17 protein-coding genes are annotated in these 18,485 nt (G+C 57.7%); 8 read left to right on the forward strand and 9 right to left on the reverse strand.

Features of this window, described 5'->3' with window-relative positions:
• Nucleotides 1-85 precede the first annotated feature (85 nt).
• Genes xylB through ACR3E2_RS02390 form a run of 3 tightly spaced genes read left to right on the forward strand, consistent with a single transcriptional unit; the run spans nucleotide 86 to nucleotide 3,785 of the window.
• On the forward strand, nucleotides 86-1,543 hold the full coding sequence (gene xylB, locus ACR3E2_RS02380) for a xylulokinase (RefSeq protein ID WP_480481621.1): 1,458 nt from the start codon (nucleotides 86-88) through the stop codon (nucleotides 1,541-1,543).
• Nucleotides 1,540-2,490, forward strand: a complete 951-nt coding sequence (locus tag ACR3E2_RS02385; RefSeq protein WP_480481619.1) for an aldose epimerase family protein — start codon at nucleotides 1,540-1,542, stop codon at nucleotides 2,488-2,490. The genes xylB and ACR3E2_RS02385 overlap by 4 nt, the downstream gene beginning before the upstream one ends.
• A complete protein-coding gene (locus ACR3E2_RS02390) occupies nucleotides 2,487-3,785 on the forward strand; it encodes a cytochrome-c peroxidase (RefSeq protein ID WP_480481617.1) in 1,299 nt (432 codons plus the stop codon). The genes ACR3E2_RS02385 and ACR3E2_RS02390 overlap by 4 nt, the downstream gene beginning before the upstream one ends.
• On the opposite strand, the gene ACR3E2_RS02395 is transcribed toward ACR3E2_RS02390, so the two are convergent.
• The gene (locus tag ACR3E2_RS02395) at nucleotides 3,786-5,297 is read right to left on the reverse strand and encodes a CRTAC1 family protein (RefSeq protein ID WP_480481615.1); all 1,512 of its coding nucleotides are present in this window, start codon (nucleotides 5,295-5,297) and stop codon (nucleotides 3,786-3,788) included.
• Nucleotides 5,287-6,504: an ROK family transcriptional regulator gene (locus tag ACR3E2_RS02400; RefSeq protein ID WP_480481613.1), complete on the reverse strand. Its 1,218-nt coding sequence runs from the start codon at nucleotides 6,502-6,504 to the stop codon at nucleotides 5,287-5,289. The genes ACR3E2_RS02395 and ACR3E2_RS02400 overlap by 11 nt, the downstream gene beginning before the upstream one ends.
• Nucleotides 6,505-6,656: 152 nt before the next feature.
• Here ACR3E2_RS02400 and xylF point away from each other — a divergent pair, with 152 nt between their 5' ends.
• The 5 genes from xylF to ACR3E2_RS02425 all read left to right on the forward strand — a co-directional run bounded on the left by xylF (nucleotide 6,657) and on the right by ACR3E2_RS02425 (nucleotide 12,719).
• Nucleotides 6,657-7,676, forward strand: a complete 1,020-nt coding sequence (gene xylF / locus ACR3E2_RS02405; protein WP_267364640.1) for a D-xylose ABC transporter substrate-binding protein — start codon at nucleotides 6,657-6,659, stop codon at nucleotides 7,674-7,676.
• Nucleotides 7,677-7,752: 76 nt separating this feature from the next.
• Complete coding sequence (locus ACR3E2_RS02410) at nucleotides 7,753-9,051, forward strand: sugar ABC transporter permease (RefSeq protein ID WP_267364641.1); 1,299 nt, start codon at nucleotides 7,753-7,755, stop codon at nucleotides 9,049-9,051.
• Nucleotides 9,051-9,848 carry an ATP-binding cassette domain-containing protein gene (locus ACR3E2_RS02415; protein ID WP_480481611.1) on the forward strand — a complete coding sequence of 266 codons (798 nt, stop codon included), beginning with the start codon at nucleotides 9,051-9,053 and terminating at the stop codon, nucleotides 9,846-9,848. Before ACR3E2_RS02410 ends, ACR3E2_RS02415 begins: the two co-directional genes overlap by 1 nt.
• Nucleotides 9,849-9,858: 10 nt before the next feature.
• Nucleotides 9,859-11,166, forward strand: coding sequence for a xylose isomerase (xylA, locus tag ACR3E2_RS02420; RefSeq protein ID WP_480481609.1), 1,308 nt, complete (start codon nucleotides 9,859-9,861; stop codon nucleotides 11,164-11,166).
• Nucleotides 11,167-11,363: 197 nt separating this feature from the next.
• Nucleotides 11,364-12,719, forward strand: coding sequence for an MATE family efflux transporter (locus tag ACR3E2_RS02425; protein ID WP_480481692.1), 1,356 nt, complete (start codon nucleotides 11,364-11,366; stop codon nucleotides 12,717-12,719).
• 9 nt (nucleotides 12,720-12,728) lie between these two features.
• Here the strand turns inward: ACR3E2_RS02425 and ACR3E2_RS02430 are convergent, their stop codons facing one another.
• The 7 genes from ACR3E2_RS02430 to ACR3E2_RS02460 all read right to left on the reverse strand — a co-directional run bounded on the left by ACR3E2_RS02430 (nucleotide 12,729) and on the right by ACR3E2_RS02460 (nucleotide 18,468).
• Nucleotides 12,729-13,826 (reverse strand): M56 family metallopeptidase, encoded by a 1,098-nt coding sequence (locus tag ACR3E2_RS02430; protein ID WP_480481607.1) that lies wholly within the window; start codon nucleotides 13,824-13,826, stop codon nucleotides 12,729-12,731.
• Nucleotides 13,813-14,208 carry a BlaI/MecI/CopY family transcriptional regulator gene (locus tag ACR3E2_RS02435; RefSeq protein WP_209504337.1) on the reverse strand — a complete coding sequence of 132 codons (396 nt, stop codon included), beginning with the start codon at nucleotides 14,206-14,208 and terminating at the stop codon, nucleotides 13,813-13,815. The genes ACR3E2_RS02430 and ACR3E2_RS02435 overlap by 14 nt, the downstream gene beginning before the upstream one ends.
• Before the next feature lie 65 nt (nucleotides 14,209-14,273).
• Nucleotides 14,274-14,678 carry a DUF2160 domain-containing protein gene (locus ACR3E2_RS02440; protein ID WP_209504336.1) on the reverse strand — a complete coding sequence of 135 codons (405 nt, stop codon included), beginning with the start codon at nucleotides 14,676-14,678 and terminating at the stop codon, nucleotides 14,274-14,276.
• 8 nt (nucleotides 14,679-14,686) lie between these two features.
• Nucleotides 14,687-15,484, reverse strand: a complete 798-nt coding sequence (locus tag ACR3E2_RS02445) for a carbohydrate ABC transporter permease (RefSeq protein ID WP_155139158.1) — start codon at nucleotides 15,482-15,484, stop codon at nucleotides 14,687-14,689.
• Nucleotides 15,481-16,344 (reverse strand): carbohydrate ABC transporter permease, encoded by an 864-nt coding sequence (locus ACR3E2_RS02450; protein WP_209595792.1) that lies wholly within the window; start codon nucleotides 16,342-16,344, stop codon nucleotides 15,481-15,483. Before ACR3E2_RS02450 ends, ACR3E2_RS02445 begins: the two co-directional genes overlap by 4 nt.
• Nucleotides 16,341-17,417 carry an ABC transporter ATP-binding protein gene (locus tag ACR3E2_RS02455; RefSeq protein ID WP_480481605.1) on the reverse strand — a complete coding sequence of 359 codons (1,077 nt, stop codon included), beginning with the start codon at nucleotides 17,415-17,417 and terminating at the stop codon, nucleotides 16,341-16,343. Before ACR3E2_RS02455 ends, ACR3E2_RS02450 begins: the two co-directional genes overlap by 4 nt.
• Nucleotide 17,418: 1 nt before the next feature.
• Nucleotides 17,419-18,468 (reverse strand): ABC transporter ATP-binding protein, encoded by a 1,050-nt coding sequence (locus tag ACR3E2_RS02460; RefSeq protein WP_480481603.1) that lies wholly within the window; start codon nucleotides 18,466-18,468, stop codon nucleotides 17,419-17,421.
• Between the last annotated feature and the right edge of the window lie 17 nt (nucleotides 18,469-18,485).

The following is an 18,485-nucleotide window of genomic DNA, read 5'->3' on the forward strand; positions in this document are numbered from 1 at the left end:
GCAAACTGTGCCAGTGAAGCCTGATACCTTTGCAAAACTGGGTTTCTGTTGCCTACGTATTGCGGCTTACAAGTGGGAGGAACAGGTGTATCTCGGTCTTGATTTGGGGACGTCAGGTCTTCGGGGAATTGTGGTCAGTGAAGACGGCGACGTCGTTGCCGAGGCCGAAGCAAGCGTGAATACATCGACACCGCATCCGGGCTGGTCAGAGCAAGAACCTGCGGATTGGGTTGAAGCGTGTCAAAAGGTCGTTGCCCAGTTGCGCGGGCAAAACAACGCTGCGGTTTCGGCAGTGCGTGGCATTGGTCTTAGCGGGCATATGCATGGCGCGACGCTTCTGGACCGAAATGGTAGCGTCTTGAGGCCCTGTATCCTTTGGAACGACACCAGGTCTGCCCGTGAAGCTGCCGAACTGGATGCGCTTTCCGCGATGCGATCAATCACCGGAAACATCGTTTTTCCCGGCTTCACTGCGCCTAAACTGGAATGGGTGCGCAGGCATGAACCTGACGTTTTTGAAAAGACTGCCAAAGTGTTGCTCCCCAAAGATTATTTGCGCTTCTGGTTGACCGGAGAATACATCAGCGACATGTCTGACAGCGCGGGTACAGCGTGGTTAGACGTCGGACGTCGGGAATGGTCAGAAAAAGCGCTTGAGCTCAGCCATATGCGTCGGGATCAGATGCCCGAAATGGTCGAAGGCAGCGCTGCCGGGGGCGAGCTGAGGGCGGAGATTTTGCAGCACTGGGGTCTGACCGGACCCGTTGTTGTTGCCGGCGGGGCTGGCGACAACGCGGCGGCGGCCTGTGGTATTGGAAGCATCGCCGAAGGCAGCGGTTTTCTATCGCTGGGAACGTCGGGTGTGCTGCTGGTTGCCAAGGACAGTTACGCGCCCGCACCGGAAACGGCGGTTCACTGCTTCTGCCACGCGGTGCCGGAGCGCTGGATCCAAATGGGCGTCATCCTGTCGGCGACCAACAGCCTGAACTGGCTGTCCCGGAACCTCGGCCAATCCGTTGGTGCACTCGCATCGGCTTTGCCGGATACCGTCACCGGGCCGTCGAAGACCAAGTTCCTGCCATACCTGTCGGGGGAACGTACCCCTCATAATGACAGCGCCATCCGGGGGGCGTTTCTTGGGTTGGATATTGCGTCGGGTCCAGCGGACCTTGCACAGTCCGTGATGGAAGGTGTCTCATTCGCGCTGCGCGATTGCCTTGAGGCCCTCAGGAGCACCGGAACCAAGCCTGAAAGCCTGATGGTCGTCGGCGGGGGCGTACGATCCCGGTTCTGGGTCGAGACGCTGGCAACTGTTCTGAGTGTCCCGCTTGCCTTGCCCAAAGGCAGTGAATTCGGAGCCGCCATCGGCGCGGCGCGCCTTGCTGCCTGTGCAGTAAACGGCGCAGACCCGGTGGAACTCATGACATCGCCAGAAATCTCTGAAATTGTTCAGCCGCGCGCGGGGTTATTCGATGCATATGAGGCTGAATATCAAAGATACCGCCAGTTTTATGCGGCACTATCCCCCTTGTCTGCGCCATGATGAAGGGCGTCACTTCCCTACCCATCGAACAGGTTGTTCTGGAAGATGGTGCGATGTCGGTTTCCCTGCTGAGCTATGGGGCGATCACACAAGGGTGGTGGATCGGTGAAACGCCATTGATCCTGGGCTATCCAAACCCGCAGGAATATCTGACGGACCCGTATTTTCTGGGTGCAATCGTGGGTCGCGTCGCCAATCGGATCGGTGGCGCAAAGTTTAATATGCAGGATGCCGCTTATCGCCTGACGGCGAATGAGGGGGAAAACACGCTGCATGGCGGTGTGGTCGGGCTGTCACGCAGCCACTGGATTATCAGGAAGACCAAGTTGAACCGTGCGGTTCTGTCCTTGACGTCACCTGACGGCGCTGACGGTTTTCCCGGAGAAATCAGGTTCGAGATTCATGTCGAGCTGGCTTTTCCACGGCTGACTTACACGATCACCGCATGGCCGGACCGTCCTACGCCGATCAGCATTGCGCAGCACAATTACTATTCTCTGGGATGTCATAGCAGTATTCTTGACAGCCGATTGACCCTGAATTCCAAGCGGGTACTGGAACTGGACGACAGCTCCACTCCGACAGGCGTCGTGGATGAGATCGAAAACCAAGCGCTGGATTTCTCATCCCCGCGCGTTATCGGTGATGAGGGGCGTGGCATTGACCACTACTTCGTGTTTGAAGAGGCGGGCAATTTCGATCGACCGGTTGCCACAGTCGAAACACCGTCAGGTTTGCGCATGAATACCTACTCTGATCAGCCCGGCGCGCAGGTCTATTCCGCCGCGCACCTGTCCGATCCTTTCACGCCATGCGCAGGGCTTTGCATTGAGCCTTCCGGTTACACGGACGCTGTGAACCACCCCTTGTTTCCGTCCGTCATCTATTCTCCGGACAATCCGTATAAACAAGTTCTGACGTTGGAAATCGCAGAGGATCAGGCATGAAAGTTGCGATATCGGTGTATGCTCTGGCCTTTTGCGTGACACTGTCGGCGGCGCAGGCGCAGGACCTCGGGCCGCTTCCTCAATTTGTAGAACGGGACCTTGCCAAGGTCGAACTGGGACAGTTGCTGTTTTACGACCCGATCCTGTCGGGGAACAAAAACATCAGCTGCGCCACTTGTCATCATCCGAAACTGGGAACGTCAGACGCGCTGTCTCTGGGTATCGGCGAAGGCGGTGTGGGGCTGGGGGCAGCGCGCAGGCTTGATCAGGAAAACATGCCCGAGCAGCGCATTCCCCGAAATGCACCGGGGCTGTGGAATCTTGGGGCGCTGGAATTCACCACCTTCTTTCATGACGGGCGTCTTGAGGCAGACCCGTCACAGCCTGACGGGTTCCGAACGCCCTTGGGCACAGATATGAGGCCGGGCTTCCAATCTGCACTGGCCGCGCAAGCGATGTTCCCGGTCTTGTCGGCTGACGAAATGGCCGGCCACTATTCGGAAAACGAAGTGAGCAAAGCCGTACGTCTTGGGTTGCTGACCCAAAAGGACGGCGCATGGGACCTTATCGCGGCGCGTGTTGCCGCAATCCCGGAATACAGGGCGCGCTTTGACCAGCTCGCGCCCGGAGAAGAGATTACTTTTACCGCAATCGCCAATATCATTGCCGATTTCATCGCCTTTGAATGGCGCGCTGACAACAGCCTGTTTGATCGCGCGATGCAGGGGAAAGAAGCGCTGCCCGAGCAGGCACAGATGGGGCTCGACCTTTTTTACGGCAAAGCCGGGTGCAGCACCTGCCATTCCGGCTGGTTCCAGACGGATCATGGATTTCATTCTATCGCCATGCCGCAAATCGGGCCGGGAAAAGCCGCCCGGTTCGAGAACCATGTTCGCGATGACGGGCGATTGCGTGTGACGGGCAATGCGGATGACGCCTTCACATTTCGCACGCCATCCTTGCGCAATGTGACCCTTACGGCACCCTATGGTCACAACGGAGCCTACGCGCGGCTTGAAGATGTTGTCCGTCATCATCTGGATCCGGTCGCAGCTTTGCGCAGCTATTCGGTCGAAAAAGCAGCGTTGCCAGAGTTTCCGGGCGCGGAAGATCAAAAAGCCTTGCTCGACCCCACGCTGACCGAGGCGATTGCAGCGTCGAATGAACTGGCCCCAATCAGCTTGAGTGATGACGAGGTGAACGCCATTCTGAGTTTTCTCAGCACATTGGAAGACCCGGCAGTCCGGCTGGGTGTGCCTGCGCGCGTGCCCAGCGGTTTGCCTGTTGATCAATGATCAGCGGTCGATGCGAAGCACTTGGTTGCTTCTGAAGGTCTGCCAATCACCAACCGTGCCGTCTGGCCAGATAACCCGCAGCTCCAGTTCGTCCGCGTTGCCCAGACCAAAGTGGTGAAGCCCAGAGATGCCACTTGCGTGACCACCGCCAATGGTCACTTCCCGCGTTTGGACTCTGTCGGAGGTTTTGACTTCGATGAAGCTGCCGACAGCTGCGCGGTTGGGACGATCCTGGCCAAGATCAACCTGAACCCAGTTTCCAAGCTGTTGTTCGTTCTGAAATATCTCAAGCTCTGACCCGCGATTGACCACCACCAGATCAAGTGATCCATCCCCATTCAGGTCGGCCAAGGCCCCACCGCGGGACTTGCCCATGGAGGCGACACCCGCCGCTGAGGCAGCTTCGAAAAACTGGCCATTTGCGGATTGCAGCAACAGGTTGTTGGGGTCGGTTTGCGCCGCATCGGGCATCTGTTCGACATTGCCCTTGGCGACAAATATGTCGTCGCGCCCGTCGTTATTGACGTCGCCGAACTGCGCATGCCAGCCGGTTGAGGGGCGACCATCGCCACCAACATGCGGCCTGTGCGCCGTTGTCCCCCGGTCATAAGTCGCGTCGCGCCATGTCGGTCCCTCGGCCGTGGGATCAAAGATCTGAAACTTCTGGTCCCCCATCGAGGTCAGGTAAACATCAGGAAAGCCGTCCCCTGATACATCCCTTGATGCAATCCCCATGCCCCAGATCGAATAGGGCAGCCACCCATCTTCCGGCGCGTAAAGGCGTGGCGTGTCTTCCATAGCCCAAAGCTGCTCTTGCCCGCCGCGCACATAGTAATGGCGGTCGTTACTGACACGCAGGTCCGCGCGCCCGGTGCGCGCCCAGTCGGAAAACAGAATGGACAAGGAACAATGGCCCGGCACCAGGTGGAGAGGCGGGCCATAGGCCGTCCCTTCGGGGCGATACAAAAGCGTCGGCCCGCAGGCTTCAAACGGGCCATCGGGATTGGTTCGGTCGACATATGTTCCAAAAGCCAGTGTCGGCAGGGATTGACCGCTTTCCCAAGTGGCGGAAAAACCGGTGGTCCAGTGATCCTGAGACTGGAAATTCAACGAGGTGAACGGTTCGAATGCGCAATTCGCCTTGCCACGCAACAAAACGTCTTCGCCAACGCGTAAAACCGCCAAGTCCACAAATCCGTCCCCGTCGATATCCACTGGGTAGGCGCCGGTCACGCCGGTCAGGGATAGCGCGCTTGGCGTTTCTGGCCGAAAACTGACATTGGGTCCTGATGTGTTGACAAACAATTGCGCCGGATTGGTTCCCCCTGCGGCAAACAGCTCGGGCCGATCATCGCCGTTGCAATCGAAAACGGCGACGCCTCCGCCGACGAAGTGCTCCCATCCTCCGTCGTAAACATGGCTGGGGACGTCGATACTGTGAAACTGCGGCAGGCTGATGTCAGCCATGGCGGCAGACGCTGTCGCTAGCAGGATCGTCAGTTCAACTCGCATTTTCCGCCAGTTCCCTGACTTTCAGGATCGAGACTTGTTCGATCCCATAGGCTGCTGCCCCTTTTGCCCACATTGAATCCCCCCAATGGTTTACGTTGATTTCAGGCAGTGGCGCGTCAACGCTGACGACACCGTTTTTGATACGGGTCATCACTGCCTCAGAATGCAGGTATTCAAAGCTCCCTCGGGTGCCGGACAGGATGATACATTCCGGATCGAACAGATTGATCAGGTTGGAAAGCCCCATTCCAAACATCTGTCCAGCGCGGGACAGAACTGAAATGGACCGGGCATCACCGGATTGGGCGGCGGCGTGAATATCAGCAAGAGTGTGCGGGTCAGTAGCCTGGCTGGCAATGGTTGCCTCGCGGATCAGGGCATATTCCCCAACATAAGCTTCAAGGCATCCGCGTTGCCCGCACTGACATAACGCGCCATCCAGTTGAACTTTGACATGCCCGAATTCCGCGCCGCAACCGCGCTCGCCGCGATATAGCTTGCCATCCAACACAATGCCCAGACCAATGCCGTGTTCTATCGTGACAACCAGAAAGTTCTTCAGCCCTTTGCCAAGCCCGAAAAGCTGTTCGGCCTTTGCAACCAGATTGGCGTCATTCTCGATAAACGCAGGGCAGGGGAGCACTTGGGACAGAAGCGGGCTCAGATCCACATTGCGCACTGTCAGCGAAGATGACCAATGTACAAAATTCCGCTCTGCGTCGACCAGTCCGGCAATTCCGATGCAGACGCCGGAAACCTCTGTCAGGGACCTGCTTGCAGAGGTGCAGGCCTGTTCCAGCGCCGCGTATATCTTTTTTGCAAAAGACTCCGGGGCCATCCGGGCCTCTTCCAGCGGATGAGTGTAAGAGGTGATCTCAGTGCCTTCAAAATCGACCAGGATGACTGAAATCTGGTGCCGGGCCACTTTCACACCGGCAATCAGGTGACTTCCGCCATGCAGTTTCAGCAACACACGTGGTCTGCCGCGGCGCGCGGATTTTGACGGTGTTTCGCTTTCGATTTCCTGAATCAAACCAGCTGAAAGCAGGTCTGACGTTGCCGCTGTCACTGTCGCCGGGCTGGTCTCAAGCGCGCTTGCAATGTCGATCCGCGATATCGCCCCGGTCGACCGGATTTGTTCCAGCACGCGCAAACGGGTGATGTTTCGTTGATCCGTAGCGTTTGAAGAAACCTTGCTTTTCAGCATCCTGCCCTCGCGAATCTGATGATTTCCCAAGCGTAAGCGGTTTTTCTTCTTTCCGGTAGCATAAATATTTTACTGACTGAAATAAATATGATACTCAGAATTGTGAGAGCCACGAATCATGAAGCGATGGCTCGATAAACCGGGAGGAAATCATGAAACGAATTCTCAGCGCTTCTGCTGTGGCCGTCCTGATGGGGACGGTTGCGTTTGCAGAAACCACGGTCGGTGTCAGCTGGTCGAACTTCCAGGAAGAGCGCTGGAAAACCGACGAAGCGGCAATCAAAGCCGCGCTTGAGGCAGGCGGTGCCGAGTATATTTCGGCAGATGCGCAATCGTCGTCGGCCAAACAATTGTCGGATATTGAAAGCCTGATCGCCCAGGGCGTTGATGCGCTGATCATTCTGGCGCAGGATTCCCAGGCCATCGGTCCAGCTGTTCAGGCAGCGGCCGACGAAGGTATCCCAGTCATCGCATATGACCGTCTGATCGAAGATGATCGGGCCTTCTACCTGACTTTCGACAATGTCGAAGTCGGTCGTATGCAGGCGCGTGCGGTGTTCGACGCCATGCCCAAAGGCAACTATGTGATGATCAAGGGCTCGCCCACCGACCCGAACGCGGATTTCCTGCGCGGTGGTCAACAGGAGATCATTCAGGGCGCTGTTGACAGTGGTGACATTGTGATCGTTGGCGAAGCCTATACCGACGGCTGGCTGCCTGCGAACGCGCAGCGCAACATGGAACAGATCCTGACCGCCAACGAAAACAAAGTTGATGCTGTGGTCGCGTCAAATGACGGAACCGCAGGCGGTGTAGTTGCTGCACTGACCGCACAAGGTATGGACGGCATTCCGGTGTCGGGTCAGGATGGCGACCATGCGGCGCTGAACCGGGTGGCCAAAGGCACGCAAACCGTTTCGGTCTGGAAAGACGCACGTGAGCTGGGCAAGGCCGCAGGTGAAATCGCGGTCGCGCTGAGCGGTGGAACGGCTGCGGCGGACGTCGAAGGCGCGGTCAGTTGGACTTCGCCCGGTGGGACTGAGATGACGTCTGTCTTCCTGGCGCCTGTGCCGATCACAAAAGACAACCTTTCCGTTGTGGTCGATGCTGGCTGGATTCCGCTGGAAGACCTGTGCCAGGGCGTCGAAAACGGCCCTGCACCCTGCAACTAAGTCAAGTCTCCAAACCATAACGTCTCTGGCCCGCAAGGCCGGGCCAGAGACCATAGCTGAACATGAAAGATCGGATATGACCGAAACTTCGTCTCAGCCGGTACCCCAAAAAGCAAAGGCCAACCTGTTCCAGCAACTGGAACTGGACATGCGGCTATTGGGCATGATCGGCGCCTTCATCATCCTGTGCATCGGCTTCAACATCGTAACGGATGGCCGTTTTCTGACGCCCAGAAACCTGTTCAACCTGTCGATCCAGACCGTCTCGGTCGCGATAATGGCCTGCGGCATGGTGTTCATTATCGTGATGCGCCACATTGATCTTTCGGTCGGCGCGCTGCTGGCGACCACATCCGCCGTCATGGCGATGACACAAACCGAGCTTTTGCCGAACGTGCTGGGGTTAGGTTTAAATCACCCGGCGACTTGGGCAATCACCCTTGTTGTCGGTCTCGCAGTCGGAACCTTGATCGGCGCATTCCACGGTTGGATGGTAGGCTATCTGACGATACCGGCCTTTATCGTGACGCTTGGCGGTTTTCTGGTCTGGCGCAACGTCGCCTGGTACATGACAGACGGCCAGACAATCGGCCCGCTGGACAGCACGTTCCTGATATTTGGCGGAACCAACGGGACGTTGGGAACAACGGTCAGCCTTCTGTTCGGCCTTGCCGCCACCGCTATTGCGGTCTGGGCGTTGTGGAGCGGACGCCGCTCCAAGGCTGCCCATGGGTTCCCTGTGAAACCGGTTTGGGCCGAAACAACTTTGGCGGGGATCATTGGCATCGCCATTATGGGCTATGTCTTGATCGTCAACAGTTACTCGATCCCCACACGCAGGCTGGAACGTATGTTCGAAGCGCGGGGCGAGACCATGCCTGAAGGGCTTGTTGTGGGTTACGGTATCCCGATCTCGGTTCTGATCCTGATCCTTGTTGCAGTAACCTTGACTGTTGTGGCCCGCAAAACCCGATTTGGCCGCTATATCTTTGCCACGGGGGGCAACCCGGATGCGGCGGAACTGTCGGGCATCAATACCCGCATGATGACCGTCAAGATCTTTGCGCTGATGGGGTTCCTGTGTGCGCTGTCGGCGGTCGTGGCCTCGGCCCGTCTGGCCAACCACTCGAACGATATCGGCACATTGGATGAGCTTCGCGTGATTGCTGCGGCCGTGATCGGCGGCACCGCCTTGTCCGGCGGTATTGGTACGATCTACGGCGCGATCCTAGGCGCGCTGATCATGCAGGCGCTGCAATCGGGCATGGCCATGGTTGGCGTGGACGCACCCTTTCAGAACATCGTCGTGGGCACCGTTCTGGTTTTGGCCGTCTATATCGACATCGTCTATCGCAAACGTCTGGGAGCGAAATGATGCAAGCACAAGAAACACAGAACCAAACTTCGGGCCGTGGGTCCGGCCAGCCTCCGCTTGTCGAAATGCGCGATATCTCGATTTCGTTCGGCGGCATCAAGGCGGTGGACCGTGTCTCGGTCGACTTGTACCCGGGCGAGGTTGTGGGCCTTCTGGGCCACAACGGGGCCGGTAAATCTACGCTGATCAAGGTGCTTTCGGGTGCCTATCAGAAGGACCACGGAGAGATCCTGATCGACGGCAAGAGGGTTGAGATCAACAACCCCCGCGATGCGCGTGCAAACAATATCGAGACGATCTATCAGACGCTGGCCTTGGCGGACAATCTGGATGCAAGTTCGAACCTTTTCCTGGGGCGGGAGATGGTCACGCCCTTCGGGTTGGTCAACGATGCCGCGATGGAGGCCGAATGCCGCAAGATCATGGCACAGTTGAACCCGAACTTTCAGAAGTTCAATGACCCGGTCTCGGCGCTGTCCGGCGGTCAGCGGCAGTCGGTGGCCATCGCGCGTGCGGTGTACTTCAACGCGCGTATCCTGATCATGGACGAGCCCACAGCCGCGCTTGGCCCACACGAAACACAGATGGTGGCGGACCTGATCCAGCAGCTCAAGGCGCAGGGGATCGGGATTTTCCTGATCGACCACGACGTGCATGCAGTGATGGAGTTGTGCGACCGGGCTTCGGTCATGAAAAACGGGCAACTGGTTGGCACTGTCGACATCGCCGATGTCACGGATGACGATCTGTTGTCGATGATCATTTTGGGCAAGAAGCCCGGCGAAAAGACGGAATGAGGTAAACGAGATGACGAGCGGTTTCTTTCAGGGGATCGAGCAGGTCCAGTTCGAGGGCGAGAACAGTAAGAACCCGCTCGCATTCCGTCACTACAACCCGGACGAGATCGTGATGGGTAAGCGTATGGAGGATCACCTGCGTTTTGCCGTGGCGTGGTGGCACTCGTTTGCCTGGGAAGGAGGGGATCCGTTTGGTGGCTCGACTTTTGAGCGCCCATGGCATCCGCAAGACGACATGGGCCGCGCCAAAGTGAAGGCCGACGTCGCCTTTGAGATGTTCGAGATCCTTGGCCAACCCTATTTCTGCTGGCATGATGCCGATATCCGCCCTGAGCAGGGGAACTTCGCCGACAATCTGCGCACGTTGAACGAGATCACCGATTATATCGGTGAAAAGATGCAAGTGTCCGGCACCAAGCTGCTGTGGGGTACAGCCAATATGTTCAGCCATCGTCGCTGGATGGGCGGTGCCAGCACCAACCCCGACCCTGATGTCTTTGCATTTGCCGCCGCAACGGTGAAATCCTGTTTGGACGCGACCCACAAGCTGGGCGGCGAGAACTATGTGCTTTGGGGCGGGCGCGAGGGCTACGAGACGCTGCTCAATACCGACATGAAGGCTGAACTGGATCATATGGGCCGGTTCCTGAACATGGTGGTCGAGTACAAGCACAAGATCGGCTTCAAAGGCACGATCCTTGTAGAACCCAAACCGCAGGAGCCGTCCAAGCATCAATATGATTTCGATGCGGCAACCTGCATCGGTTTCCTGCGCAAGTACGGCCTTGAGGATGAGGTCAAGCTGAACCTGGAACAAGGGCACGCAATCCTGGCAGGACACAGCTTTGAACATGAGATCGCTGTTGCCTCGGCCGAAGGTATGCTTGGATCCATCGACATGAACCGGAACGACTACCAGTCCGGGTGGGATACGGATCAGTTCCCCAACAACACGCCCGAGGTTGCGTTGGCCTATTATCACATCCTGAAAGCGGGCGGGTTTACCACGGGTGGTACCAATTTCGATGCCAAGCTTCGCAGGCAATCCATCGATGCCGAAGACCTGATCGCGGCGCATGTGGGCGGGATGGATATCTGCGCCCGGGGCCTGAAGGCGGCAGCTGCGATGCTTGAAGATGGTGGTCTGGAACAGGCGCTGGCCGACCGGTATGCAGGCTGGAAAACGCCTAAAGCTCAGGCGATGCTAACCTCTGGCCTCGACGAGATTGCAGCGCGGGTACTTGCCGAAGACCTCAATCCTCAGCCACGCTCGGGGCGTCAGGAAGTGCTTGAGAACTACGTGAACCGCTTTGTGTAATTCCGGTCGGCTGAGCCTGAACTGAAATATTCGATGTACAAAGCCCCGGAAACGCGTGAGTTTACTTAGGCGTTGTCCGGGGCTTTCCCTTGTCGAACGCAGTGGCATCATGGGCCCGTCCGGGTCGCGCAGGTGGGACGACCAAAGACTTGGTGGAAAAATCGGCAGGTAAGGCAATCTTTCTAAGTGGCAACCTGATGCTACATGTGACGCGCATGTCGCTGACCACGAGCATTGGATTGATGGCGATATTTGCTGTCGATTTTGTCGATATGGTCTTTATCTCGATGCTGGGCAACGACGCGCTGGCCGCAGCGGTAGGTTATGCCGGGACGCTGCTGTTTTTCACCAACGCAATCAATATCGGTCTGTCGATTTCTGCCGGGGCGCTGGTCGCGCGTGAGTTGGGCGGCGGGCGGGCCGAACAGGCAAGGCAATACGCATCCAGTGTCGCCGTTCTGGGGCTGATCGTCGGGTTGGTTACCTCTGTTCTGGTGTTGCTGAACGTCAGCTTTCTGTTGTCGCTGCTTGGCGCAGAAGGCGAGGTTTTGCGGCTGGCGACGCGCTATGTGTCGATCATTCTGCCGACCATGTGGGTGATGTCGATTGCGATGGCGGCGATGGCTGTGCTGCGCGCGCACGGCGATGCGCGCCGATCAATGATGGCAACGATTTACGGCGGCGTTGTGAATGCAGTTCTTGACCCGATTTTGATCTTTGCCGTCGGGCTGGGGTTGGATGGGGCCGCGATAGCCTCGGTCCTGGCGCGGCTATGTATGTTAGGCGCAGCATTGTGGCCCGCGCTGCGGGTGCATCAGGGATTTGCACGCCCATCGCTGAAACAGGTGGCACAGGATTTTCGGCCCGTGCGGGCCATCGCAATCCCTGCCGTTCTGACGAATGTCGCCACGCCGATCGGGAATGCCATCGTAGTGCGGGAAATTGCACAGTTTGGAACGGATGCGGTTGCGGGCATGGCGGTGATTGGGCGGCTGTTGCCGGTGGCGTTTTCGGTCATCTTTGCGCTGTCCGGCGCGATAGGGCCAATCATCGGGCAGAATTTCGGGGCAGAAAAATTTGATCGCGTGCGTGCCGCGTTTTTGGCCGGGATCAAGTTCACCGCAATCTACGTTCTTTGCATGTCGGCCATTTTGTTTTTACTGCGTTCGCCAATTGCGAATTTGTTCGCAGCCCAGGGGGAAACGCGCGTACTGATTTATCTGTTCTGCGGCCCGCTGGCATTGGCTTCGTTCTTCAACGGTGTGATTTTTGTGACAAATGCCAGTTTCAACAATCTGGGCCATCCGGTCTATTCCACATGGATAAACTGGGGTCGTCACACTATTGGCACATGGGTGTTTGCCATGATTGGCTCACAAATCGCCGGGGCCTCGGGCGTTCTGCTGGGTCAGGCTTTTGGGGGCGTCATCTTTGCTGTCATAGGATGGGTTCTTGTCGCGCGCGTAGTGGCACGGCTGGAACGCGTGCAAACGCCCGAGCCTTTTGCCGATCAGGGGCGGCTTCACTCGCTGTTCGGGCGTCGCGGCTGGTAAGCGATCAGGTCAGTTCCCCTGATTGCGCGCTTCCAGCCGTTCCAGGTTGACCACTGTCGACAGCATCAGGCGGTCATGGCTCCAATCCCGTGTCTGCTGGATTGAGGCCGACCCCAGAGCCAAAAGCGCACCAAAGATCAGCGTCATTCCAAGGAACACTGCCGGTAGGGCAGGTACCGATGGCTGAACATCGGTCAGCGCGATTACACGTTGCCGCAACACGCGTTTTGCCTTGCCGCCTGTCACAAAGGCAACATTCAGAACGCGTGGGCTGTTGGTTGAGATTGTCCGGGCGCAATAGTCCAGCAGGCACGCCGTGTATTCCCGCGCATCAATCCGTTTGCGCGCAACAACCGACTGGTCGCAGGCCAACTCGCGCAGCCGGCCGAACTGATACTTGAGCATCAGATAGGCGGGGTTCCAGAACAACAGCGGACGCAGCAGCTCAAACCCCAGTTCCCATTCGACGTCACCCGTACGGATATGCTGAAACTCGTGGGCAAGTGCAAAACGCAACTCGCGCGGGGTGTCCAGCAGATGGCTGGGTAGAACGACGTGGCGGCGGCGAAGTCCTCGCACGGCAAAGGGCACAGTGATGCGATCGGAAAGTCGAATATCCACCTTGGCGGACCGCCGCCAAAGAAAACTGGAATTGACAGTCTGACGGATCGTCATTGCGTCCCGCAAGGCACGCGCAGCGTACACGGCTGCGATACAGGCAAGTATGGCGGCAACGAGGGTGATCACAGGCTGCTGTCCGGACAATGCCAGATCAACCCACCTTTCGCGGGTGTTCAGCAGTGCTTCGAACTGCGTGGCAGGCATTGCGATGTCACCGCGCAGATAGGCTGCAACGGCGATATCGCCAAGGGCCACGGCACTGCCCGGCCAAGCGTAAGTCGCCAGCGACGACACGCAAACCGCGAGAAAAGGACTGGCAAGAACACAGATGCACAAGGTCTTGAGCGCCCGCAACTGTGCGACATAGCCATTGCGCAGGGCGGTGCGGCTTAGGGCCGTGCGGGTCACCAGCCAGATCACCGCCGAAAAGGCCAGCACGATGTTGAGTTCGATGAATGCGTCGAGAACCGGTCTAACCGCTGTCATTTTGCAGTCTCCTCTCTACCAGTGCTCGAATTTCCTCCAGGTCGGCTTCGCTCAGCCCCGCGTCGTCGACCAGCCGCGCCACCAGTGTGGCGGGGGTGTCGTCGAAAAGCGTGCGCGACAGATTTTGAAGCGAACGGGCCTGATATCTGTCCTTTTCCAGAAGCGGCGTATAGATCAGGGTCTTTCCCGACTTGTGGCTTTCCACAAAACCCTTCTCGTCCAGAATGCGCAGGATCGTGGCCCCGGATGTATAGGCCAGGTTGCGTTCTGACGGCAGGCGGTCCAGGACATCACGCACCGAGCCTTGCCCGAGGGCCCAGAGCTCGTTCATGAACTCCAGTTCGACCTCGGTCAGCAGATTTGTTGTCTTTTTCTTTCGCATTGGTCTCGGTGTCGTCATGGTTAGTATGCCTGACAGACAAGCATCCTTTCGCGATTTCTCAAAGTCTAAACTTTCCAGAACACAAAAACGCCCCAGCCAATGGACAGGAATAGTGGTGTCCAGACGGGTTGCCCAATCAATCCAAGCCACGCCAGGAAAATATATGCGGACCCCAGAAGGGTGATGAACAGGCGATCCCCCAGCGTGGTCGTCAGCCCCAGAACCCCGCGTCGCTCGATCCCGTCGCGGAATTTGAAGCCTTCCAGCAAGCCAATGCATGCAATGGCCGAGAAGATACCGACAAACACGGCCAGCGTGGCAGGTGTCCATGCCATCCAGAAATCGGGCCAAAGGGGGTCCGTCCACGAGAACCCTTTTTCGGCCTCTTGTCCGACATTGCCCCATCCGGCCTTGGCCTGGGCAAAGGCTGCTGAGGGCAGGAAGGGCAGGGTGAGAAGCAGTTTTCGCATATTGAACCTCACACACGTCCCATCGCGAAGCCACGCGCGATGTAGTTGCGAACAAACCAGATGACGATGGCACCGGGGATGATGGTCAGGGTGCCCGCGGCGGCCAGCAGCCCCAATTCGTACCCGGCACTGGATGCTGTGCGGGTCATCACGGCAGCGATGGGTTTGGCCTCAACCGCGGTCAGGGTCTTGGCCAGCAGCATTTCTACCCATGAGAACATGAAGCAGAAGAATGCCGCGACACCGACACCTGCCTTGATGTTGGGCAGGAAGATTGTCACGAAGAAGCGCGGGAACGAATATCCATCCACATAGGCGGTTTCATCCAGCTCCTTTGGGATACCACGCATGAAACCTTCCAGAATCCACACCGCCAGCGGCACGTTGAACAGCGTATGGGCCAAAGCCACGGCCAGATAGGTGTCGAAAAGGTGGATCGACGAATAGAGCTGGAAGAACGGCAGGGCGAACACCGCCGCTGGGGCCATGCGGTTGGTCAACAGCCAGAAGAACAGTTGCTTGTCACCGAGGAACCGATAGCGCGAGAAGGCGTAAGCCGCAGGCAGGGCAACGCAGACGGAAAGTACTGTGTTCAGAGTCACATAGGTGATCGAGTTGATGTAACCCCAATACCAGGTTGGGTCTGTGAAGATTGTAATATAGTTTTCCAGCGTAAAAGTCTGGGGAAACAGGGAAAAGCCCGACAGAATCTCGTTCGTTGTCTTGAAGGACATCGCCACCAGCCAATAGATCGGCAGCATCAGGAACGCGATATAGAGGATCGGGATGATGGACCGCTTTTTCATTCTGCGTCGTCCTTTGTCATCAGAGTGTAGAAGAGCCACGACACCAGCAGCGTGATGGCGAAGTAGATCAGGCTCATCGCTGCCGCCGGGCCAAGGTCGAACTGCCCCAGTGCGATCTTCACAAGGTCAATCGACAGCAGGGTGGTCGAGTTGCCGGGACCGCCGCCGGTCAGAACAAAAGGCTCGGTATAGATATTGAAGCTGTCCATAAACCGCAGCAAAACCGCGATGGTCAGAACCGTCTTCATCTTGGGCAACTGGATGTAACGAAACACCGACCATGGGCTGGCGCCGTCGATCTTGGCGGCCTGATAATAGGCGTCGGGGATCGAGACGAGGCCGGCATAGCACAGCAGCACGACCAGCGAGGTCCAGTGCCAGACGTCCATGACGATAACGGTTATCCAAGCCGACAGCGGCTGTTGCGTCATGTCATAGTTGATGCCCAGCACGTCATTCAGGAAATATCCCAGCAATCCGATCTTGGGCAGGGTGAAGATGTTCCACATCGAGCCAACCACATTCCAAGGGATCAGCATCGGCAAGGCCATCAGCACCAGACAGACCGGCACCCAGAACCCTTTGCGTGGCATCGACAGGGCGACGATGATGCCCAAGGGCACCTCGATCAGCAAGATCAGGAAGGTAAACAGGAATTGCCGTCCAAGTGCTGCCTGAAAACGGTCGGATCGCAGGATCTGTTCGAACCAGCCCAAACCTTCCCAGAAGAACTGGTTGTTGCCGAAGGTTTCCTGCACCGAGTAGTTGACCACCGTCATCATGGGCACCAGCGCGTTGAACGCCACCAGCGCAAGAACGGGCAGGACAAAGAACCATGCTTTTTGGTTTTCCGTTCTCATTGCGCCCGCTCCTGAGTTGCGATCCAGCCGTCGCGGTAGACGCGGGATTGTTCGGGTTTGAATTGCAAGAAGACCTGTGATCCCGGTTCCGGTACACCGTGTTCGGTCACGACCTTGAGGGCGGTGTTGCCGACCACGGCGCTGACCACGTAATGACGGCCGATATCGGCGACCTTGGTCACATGCGCCGGAATGCCAGTGTCGCCGAAACCTACATATTCCGGGCGGATACCCAGATCGGTGCGTCCGCCGTCACCATGTGTGGGACCTTCCAGCATGACCTCGTGCCCTTCAAAAACGGCGCGGTCGCCTTTGGCTTCACATGGAAGGACATTCATGCCCGGCGAGCCGATGAAATGGCCGACAAATGTGTGCTGGGGCCGTTCAAACAATTCGACAGGTGTTCCGATCTGAACCACTTCACCGTCTTGCATTACCACCACCTCGTCGGCGAAGGTCAGCGCCTCGGTCTGGTCGTGTGTCACGTAGATCATGGTTGCCTGCACGCGCTGATGCAGCTCTTTCAGCTTGGAGCGCAGTTTCCATTTCAGGTGCGGGTCGATCACGGTCAGCGGTTCATCAAACATCACCGCATTCACGTCGTCGCGAACAAGGCCGCGACCCATCGAGATCTTCTGTTTGTTGTCCGGGCTCAGACCTGACGCGCGGGTGTTCAGCATGTCCGTGACGTCCAGCATCTCGGCGATTTCCAGAACGCGACGCTTGATGGTTTCGGCGTCGACACCCCGGTTCTTCAACGGGAAGGCCAGGTTTTCGCCCACGGTCATCGTGTCGTAGATCACCGGGAACTGAAAGACCTGCGCGATGTTGCGTTGGTCCGGGGGCAGGGCGGTGACGTCCTGATCATCGAACATTATCCGACCTTCCGAGGGGGTAAGAAGACCGGATATGATGTTCAGCAGCGTGGACTTGCCACAACCTGACGGCCCCAACAGCGCATAGGCCCCGCCATCGCGCCACGTGACGTCGATTTCCTTCAGCGCATAGTCCTCGGGGCCTTTTGGTGACGGCATATAGCTGTGTCGAAGGTTTGAAAGCTTGATCTGTGCCATGTCAGGCCACCCTTTTGCCGTCATGGCTGAAATACCGGCAATGCGCCGGGTTCATATAGAAACTGTGATCTTCGCCGACCTGATAGGGATGCACACCAGCGGCGAGTGAAACCCAGGCTTCGTCACCATGCTGGAAATGCGCGCTGGAATCCGAACCTGACAGTTCGGTCACGATCACACGTCCGGTCAGTTCGACATCGGCGTCAGACGTACGAAATGGCGTCACGCGATGAGGGCGAACGGCGATCATATATTCCCCGTCGGCCATGCCCGAGGCTGCCCAGCCGACATTGCCTGCCAATTGCGCCCGGGCGCTGGAAACAGTGATACGGGCCACATTGATAGGCGGGTCCGAGAATACACGCGCCGCGGCGATGTTTTCCGGATTGCGATAGATGTCGGTGGTTGGGCCGAACTGGGTCACGCGGCCGTCTTCCATCAGCGCGGTGTAGCCTCCCAGCAGCAATGCCTCTTCAGGCTCCGAGGTGGCGTAGACAACGACGGCCCCGCGACCAGCGAACAGATCGGGCAGTTGTTCGCGCAACTCTTCGCGCAGTTTATAATCAAGGTTCGCCAGCGGCTCATCCAGGAAGACGGCGCGGCTTTCTTTTGCGATGGCACGCGCCAGCGCGGTTCGTTGTTGTTGCCCGCCCGACAGCTCGTGTGGGCGGCGGTGCAGCATGGGGCGCAGTTGCAGCAGATCGGCGGCCTCTTCCACGCGGCCATCGATCTCCGATTTAGCCATGCCAGCCACGCGCAGGGGCGAGGCGATATTGTCGAATACAGTCATATGCGGGTAGTTCACGAAGAACTGGTGCACCAGACTGATCTGCCGCTTTTGCGTGTTCAACCGTGTCACGTCCTGCCCGTCCATCAGGACCTTGCCTGAGGCGATCGGGTCCAACCCGGCCATCATTTTGATCAGTGACGTTTTTCCGGAACCTGTCGCGCCCAATAGCACGTTGAAATGGCCGGTTTGCAGCGTCAGGTTGGTTGGCTTGATATGGATGACGTTGCCGACCCGTTTGGTCGCGTCTTGAAGTTCAATCATCTGGGAAACTCGCGGGG

The sequence above is a fragment of the Ruegeria sp. AL7 genome (assembly GCF_056536105.1).

Bases quoted from the DNA above. Each gene is read 5' to 3' on its own strand.
- ACR3E2_RS02385 (WP_480481619.1), top strand. From the start codon at position 1,540: ATGATGAAGGGCGTCACTTCCCTACCCATCGAACAGGTTGTTCTGGAA.
- ACR3E2_RS02450 (WP_209595792.1), bottom strand. From the start codon at position 16,344: ATGAGAACGGAAAACCAAAAAGCATGGTTCTTTGTCCTGCCCGTTCTT.
- ACR3E2_RS02445 (WP_155139158.1), bottom strand. From the start codon at position 15,484: ATGAAAAAGCGGTCCATCATCCCGATCCTCTATATCGCGTTCCTGATG.
- ACR3E2_RS02400 (WP_480481613.1), bottom strand. From the start codon at position 6,504: ATGCTGAAAAGCAAGGTTTCTTCAAACGCTACGGATCAACGAAACATC.
- ACR3E2_RS02425 (WP_480481692.1), top strand. From the start codon at position 11,364: ATGCTACATGTGACGCGCATGTCGCTGACCACGAGCATTGGATTGATG.
- ACR3E2_RS02395 (WP_480481615.1), bottom strand. From the start codon at position 5,297: ATGCGAGTTGAACTGACGATCCTGCTAGCGACAGCGTCTGCCGCCATG.
- ACR3E2_RS02435 (WP_209504337.1), bottom strand. From the start codon at position 14,208: ATGCGAAAGAAAAAGACAACAAATCTGCTGACCGAGGTCGAACTGGAG.
- ACR3E2_RS02430 (WP_480481607.1), bottom strand. From the start codon at position 13,826: ATGACAGCGGTTAGACCGGTTCTCGACGCATTCATCGAACTCAACATC.
- ACR3E2_RS02410 (WP_267364641.1), top strand. From the start codon at position 7,753: ATGACCGAAACTTCGTCTCAGCCGGTACCCCAAAAAGCAAAGGCCAAC.
- xylF (WP_267364640.1), top strand. From the start codon at position 6,657: ATGAAACGAATTCTCAGCGCTTCTGCTGTGGCCGTCCTGATGGGGACG.
- ACR3E2_RS02455 (WP_480481605.1), bottom strand. From the start codon at position 17,417: ATGGCACAGATCAAGCTTTCAAACCTTCGACACAGCTATATGCCGTCA.
- xylA (WP_480481609.1), top strand. From the start codon at position 9,859: ATGACGAGCGGTTTCTTTCAGGGGATCGAGCAGGTCCAGTTCGAGGGC.
- ACR3E2_RS02460 (WP_480481603.1), bottom strand. From the start codon at position 18,468: ATGATTGAACTTCAAGACGCGACCAAACGGGTCGGCAACGTCATCCAT.
- ACR3E2_RS02390 (WP_480481617.1), top strand. From the start codon at position 2,487: ATGAAAGTTGCGATATCGGTGTATGCTCTGGCCTTTTGCGTGACACTG.
- ACR3E2_RS02440 (WP_209504336.1), bottom strand. From the start codon at position 14,678: ATGCGAAAACTGCTTCTCACCCTGCCCTTCCTGCCCTCAGCAGCCTTT.
- ACR3E2_RS02415 (WP_480481611.1), top strand. From the start codon at position 9,051: ATGCAAGCACAAGAAACACAGAACCAAACTTCGGGCCGTGGGTCCGGC.